Annotated in this window: 8 protein-coding genes; 6 read left to right on the top strand and 2 right to left on the bottom strand. The window is 62.2% G+C overall.

The features are described from left to right. From rpmB to ACLP9N_RS08255, 6 genes are all read left to right on the top strand, one after another. Positions 1-216 (top strand): 50S ribosomal protein L28 (gene rpmB, locus ACLP9N_RS08230; protein WP_442406928.1); only part of this gene is annotated, 216 nt, incomplete at its 5' end. Then, complete coding sequence (gene rpmG, locus ACLP9N_RS08235; RefSeq protein ID WP_442406929.1) at positions 216-380, top strand: 50S ribosomal protein L33; 165 nt, start codon at positions 216-218, stop codon at positions 378-380. The genes rpmB and rpmG, both read left to right, overlap by 1 nt. Continuing rightward, positions 380-685, top strand: coding sequence for a 30S ribosomal protein S14 (gene rpsN, locus ACLP9N_RS08240; protein ID WP_442406930.1), 306 nt, complete (start codon positions 380-382; stop codon positions 683-685). The genes rpmG and rpsN overlap by 1 nt, the downstream gene beginning before the upstream one ends. Further along, entirely contained in the window at positions 685-945 is a 261-nt protein-coding gene (rpsR, locus tag ACLP9N_RS08245) for a 30S ribosomal protein S18 (protein ID WP_442406931.1), read from the top strand. Before rpsN ends, rpsR begins: the two co-directional genes overlap by 1 nt. Positions 946-1,136: 191 nt before the next feature. Next, entirely contained in the window at positions 1,137-1,331 is a 195-nt protein-coding gene (locus tag ACLP9N_RS08250) for a hypothetical protein (RefSeq protein WP_442406932.1), read from the top strand. Positions 1,332-1,760: 429 nt separating this feature from the next. Next, complete coding sequence (locus ACLP9N_RS08255) at positions 1,761-3,743, top strand: hypothetical protein (RefSeq protein ID WP_442406933.1); 1,983 nt, start codon at positions 1,761-1,763, stop codon at positions 3,741-3,743. Here ACLP9N_RS08255 and ACLP9N_RS08260 read toward each other — a convergent pair. Together ACLP9N_RS08260 and ACLP9N_RS08265 are read right to left on the bottom strand one after the other, a co-directional pair. Further along, positions 3,740-3,982 (bottom strand): hypothetical protein, encoded by a 243-nt coding sequence (locus ACLP9N_RS08260; protein ID WP_442406934.1) that lies wholly within the window; start codon positions 3,980-3,982, stop codon positions 3,740-3,742. The genes ACLP9N_RS08255 and ACLP9N_RS08260 overlap by 4 nt on opposite strands. 120 nt (positions 3,983-4,102) lie before the next feature. Then, positions 4,103-4,924: a hypothetical protein gene (locus ACLP9N_RS08265; RefSeq protein WP_442406935.1), complete on the bottom strand. Its 822-nt coding sequence runs from the start codon at positions 4,922-4,924 to the stop codon at positions 4,103-4,105. Positions 4,925-5,216 lie beyond the last annotated feature (292 nt).

Here is a 5,216-nt window from a genome sequence, read left to right on the forward strand (position 1 = left end):
ACCGGCCGCACAGTCGGTTTCGGTAACACGGTGTCGCATTCACACCGCCGCAGCCGACGCCGGTGGTCGCCTAATATCCAAACCAAGACCTACTTTGTGCCCTCAGAGGGCCGACGGGTAAAGCTGCACGTGAGCGCCAAAGGGATCAAGGTCATCGACCGCGACGGCATCGAGACGGTCATCGCGCGACTGCGCCGCGACGGGCAGCGGATCTGATGGCGGGCAACGCGATCCGGCCCATCGTCAAGCTGCGCTCCACAGCGGGCACTGGCTACACCTACGTCACCCGCAAGAACCGCCGCAACGATCCCGACCGGCTGCAGCTGCGGAAATACGACCCGGCGATCCGCCGCCACGTCGAGTTCCGCGAGGAGCGCTGATGGCCAAGAAATCCAAGGTCGCCCGCAACGAGCAACGCCGGGCCGTGGTGGCGCGCTACGCCGAGCGGCGCGCAGAGCTCAAGGCGATCATCCGCTCGGCAGCCAGCACCGCCGAGCAACGGCAGGCAGCTCAGCGCGCGCTGGCCCGCCAGCCCCGCGACGCCAGCGCGGTTCGGCTACGTAACCGCGACACCGTCGACGGCCGGCCCCGCGGCCATCTCCGCAAGTTCGGGTTATCACGAGTACGGATGCGCCAACTCGCCCACGCCGGTCAACTACCGGGCGTGAGGAAAGCGAGCTGGTGATGACCAGAAAAGCTACGAGAGGCCGGCGCACCGCCAGAACCGAAACCACCTCGCCGAAGAAAAACATGTTCACCACCCTCGGCATCAGCGCAGTGGACTACAAAGACACCGCCACCTTGCGGGTGTTCATCTCCGAGCGAGGCAAGATCCGTTCACGTCGCGTCACCGGGCTCACCGTCCGCCAACAGCGTGACACTGCGACCGCAGTCAAAAACGCGCGAGAGATGGCGCTACTGCCCTACCCTCAGGCGGCGCGGTGACGTCCTGGCGCCGCGCCACTGACCGCGCCTTCACCGTCTTCGTCTGCTCCTGCTGCGCGGCTGGACCAGGATTATCCGTCCTTGCGGAACTTGGCGAGAGCATCCGACGCTGCCGGCACGGCATCCTGGTGTCCGCGCCGTGCCTAGCAGGGAAACTGAGCTGCACCGCCCACGCCGACGGTCCAGGCACCATGGCAGTGCTACAGCCCTGCTCCACAGACCGATCACCCATCGGCTTGCCGCACTGGATCGGTCCCCTCACCAATCCCGCGGACACCGAAGCGGCGCAGGCCTGGATTGAACGCGGCGACTGGAACATAGCCACCTTGCCGCAACACCTGCAGTCGCCACTGAATTGGCTGCAGGCCAACAGCTCTCGCAACTGACCGCGCCGGTCGAGCGCCGTTGCGGGAACGCGGACCCTAAACACTCTCACCGAAATCACGTGCGCGTGGTGCCGTGCCACGCGCCCGCGCCGCACGCGGCGCACCGATTGACAGGTTCAGCGATGATGATTGATGATAAAGACGCGGACTTAGGTGCCGATAACACCCGACTACGTCAACCAATCGATGTCTGCGCAGGGCCGGCGTGATGGGATATCGGTTCATCTGTTGACGGAATCAATCACTCGCCGGCGAGTGCTGCGCTGCTCGCGATTTCTCGGACACGTCGGGAGCCAGCGTTATGGTGGCGATCCATGCGATGTTTGCGCGTACCGCGAATAAGGTCCTCGACTTTCTCACTCAGCTGCTCGGGGGACTGTGGCCGTTTGGTCGCGCGATTGCTGAGAATAGGTTCGACAAGGAGGGGCGATGCTCGTCCGTCAAGACGAGAGTTTTGTGGAAGAACTCAGTGTCCAGCTGCAATTCAAGGAACCGATCACGAGCAGCGGTGCTGTGATGACACTGCCGGCGGCTACTGCTGACCTCAAAGACTGGGTGGCTGACCGGCGCAAGTTCCTAACTGTTCGATATGACGACTGGATGCAGGTCATCGGGGACTTCCGCGACAGTGTGTCAACGACCGGACCGAAGCTCAGCGCGGTCGTGACATCGTCTGCAACACAGATTGATTCCTTGCTTCAAGGCCTGTTGTCATCAACTACAGCCGCTGATGGAACACTCTCCCACCACGGTATAGACGCAGCAGTGCGCGCTGATGTTCTATTGCTGCTCGAAGTGCTTCAGTCTGAATTATCCACTGAGGCAGCGATTATCGCCGCCTGGCGCGATCTCGTGAAATCATCTCAGACTCCTAATCGCTCAGCAGAAGAGATCTCGTTTCGGCGCGACACCCTCTTTGCCATCGCACAGCGCCGCAATCTCGACGTGGTCGGTAGCTTCGGCACATTCACCAGGGTGGACTCGGTCCTGACCGACGTCGCTGACGCGGTCCAAGAGGAATTAGACAGAGCTGCCGGTATCGATCACCAGCGCATCTTCCCACCGAGTTGGGAAGCCGGCGGTCAGCCGCCCTGGCGGCGGCTGCAACTTTGTGAGCAAGTCCTGACTCGCCCGCCCCACCGAGGTGATTGCATCGTCTGGCTACGGCTCGCACCCACGTTCCTGCGGGAACACGATCTCACTCACGGGCAGGTAACGTTCTACAACGCGTCTTATCTGAGTGGCTTCGTTCGGCACCCCGAAGGCGCGGACGAGTTCTTTGACGTCGTGCCAACGGAGGTTCTGACACCGCCCCCACCAGAACGCGCGCCCATCTTGAGCGACGGCGAGATGGAGTGGGAAGACGATTGGAACATGGCTTACGCGCGTGTCGTACTGCCAGGTACCGAGGTTCACACAGCCGAGGCGAAAGCCATTGCGCTGGTGGAAGCCCTCAAGGCAGTGAATCATCCGCAGAGGGACACCTGGAAGCTGCTGAGGGGGTCGCTGCTCTACGTGGACGGCGAGCGGCGGTCCCTATTCTCGTGGGGGCCAAAGGAGTACATTCCCGAGCCGTATTGCGCGCAGAACGATCGGTTGAGCCGAGAGATCGGCCGAATGTCGCAGTCGAATCAGACGCTGGACGCACAGTCGATACACGATCTGCAGGACGCTATCGGAATGAGCACTGCCCTCAAGGCAGCAGACGATGAGAGTCCGCAGGCCGTTGTGATGGCTTCGGTGCGGGCTATTGAGCATGTGAACGCCTGGACAACCGGTGGCGTCAAGAATTGGGCCGACTTCATTTCTGATTACTTCAAGAAGGCCCAGGCTCGAGTAAAGCTTGTCGGGTTAATCAGCCACTTCACAAAATCAGCGATTGACCACACGCCAGATCGTCGCCCCGATGCGCCCGCCGCGCCTCAACAAGCGCTGTTCGAGATTCGGCAGAGGCTGCTGCGAACTTTCGGTGCGCACGAGTATTTCAATGTTCGAGCTGCTGCCGACGAGGTCGCCGCGCTGCGCGGCATCTATGCCGGACATTTTCTGACGCGGGGGCTAGGTGAAGTCGAGACTGCGTTGGCGACACCGGCAGGGATGTTCGCCCGCCTTGATGAGCAATGCCGTCGGTTCGATCGCCAACTCGCCCGCCTGAAACGTCTGCGCAACTCAGCGATTCACGGCGGTCCCATTTCAGAAGCTGCGTGTCAATCTGTCGCCGTATTCGCCTTCAACCTCGGCCACCAGTGCCTCAACGAGGCAATGAGAGCACTCCTAACCGCGATCGACATTCCATCTCACATGGAGGAGTACCGATCCGACCACATCGACAGATTCGAGCGCGTCAAAGCGACCGGAGACGTCGACGCATTGTTCGTCGTGTGCGAACCCGAAGACGATGACTCGTGTTAGGCAGCCGCATTGACGGTCAGAGTTGGGTCCTGCACCAGGTGCGCCGCCGAGCCGATATGCTTTGCGGCGTGGCTGGCGACAACCTCCGCGATCATATGGATGAGACGTCTTCTCAAGTCGACCAGGGGTTTAGCCAGATCAGCTCGATTCGCGGCGCGATCGACGCCGCAGGCGCGGTGGTCACTGGCCAGCAGCGCATCATCGACCTCCTCCAGTCGCTTATCGACCGGCCGGCGCACTAGTGCAATGGGGTCTGCGCCGTTATTTGTCCGGATTTGCTCAGCGAGGATATCGGCGTGGCCGGCAACCTCCCAAATCGTCTATCGGCGGCGGCGAAAGAGCGTTCTTCTATCGACTCCTCACCGGGCGCATAGTCGGGTGCCGCAGGTTGGGCACCAGCGGGCCGACGTGCCGAGTATCGCTTGGATCGATGCCAGATCGTCGTGGTGGTGCGTGCATGCCTGGCGTGTCAGGTGGATGCGGATGGTATCGACGATGAATTGCGCCCGTTCAAGGGGGGTGGTGCCGTAGCCCTCGATATCGGTTGTGCCGTAAGCGATGACGTCACCATGGTCCAACTCGCGCTCGTAGCGGGTGGCGCCGTCGTTGTCGGTGCCGGCGACTGTCCGGATGAAGCGGCCGCTGGACCGCAGATCGAGCTCGATGCGCCATTCGGCGTGGCGCTCGCGGAAGTAGAAGCTGTGGCCCTCGACTTCCCCGCTCCACTGTTCAGGACAGAGGCCGCCATGACTGTGCACCGTGACACCCTTTTGTCCGGCGAGCAACGCCTGCAGGTCGGCTTCGTCGGCCTGCTCGGCGGCTGTGATCTGCTGGCCCTCGGGTGATTGCCAGAACGCTTTAATGTCGTCGAGCCACTGCCGGAATGCGCGACGGCGTTCCTCGGGCGGGCGAGCACAGACGCAATCGAATCCGTGGTCGTGCAGGTCGCTTTCGGGCAGCCGGGGGTGACACGAACAACCGCAGCGCTCGCCGCTGTCGATGTACCGCCACACGGTAAGCGCATCCAGCGTGACATCAGCCAGCTCGTCGGGATCGGCGACGTCGTGCCGGGCGAATACCCCTGCCAGGTGGTCACGGTAACGCCGGCGCGCCTCATGGCGGGCGCGCTCGATGCGCTCCCGGTAATCGACTGCACCCGGATCATCCGAGAAGTCGATCACTTACATCTCGGGTTCTTGGTCCACGGTGGCTGTCCATCCTTCGTTGTTCGCTAAGGCGTTGTAGACGAGCTTGTGCTGCTCCAGTGACACGGAGGGAAAGGCTGGGACTAGTTGATAGTTGCATAGCAGAATCCTTGTGTCCGGTTCGTCGGGTGGGCCCGGCAGCGGCACGCGGGGGCGTCTCCAGGCGTTGTGTCGCCTCTTGCGCGGCCGGATCGTCACCCCATGTCCGGCTCTTCAGATAAGCCAGCTGACCGGGCCCACAAGCACCTAATGTATCACTAGTAGGGCG

This window comes from Mycobacterium sp., assembly GCF_052144515.1.
Classification (GTDB): Bacteria; Actinomycetota; Actinomycetes; order Mycobacteriales; family Mycobacteriaceae; genus Mycobacterium.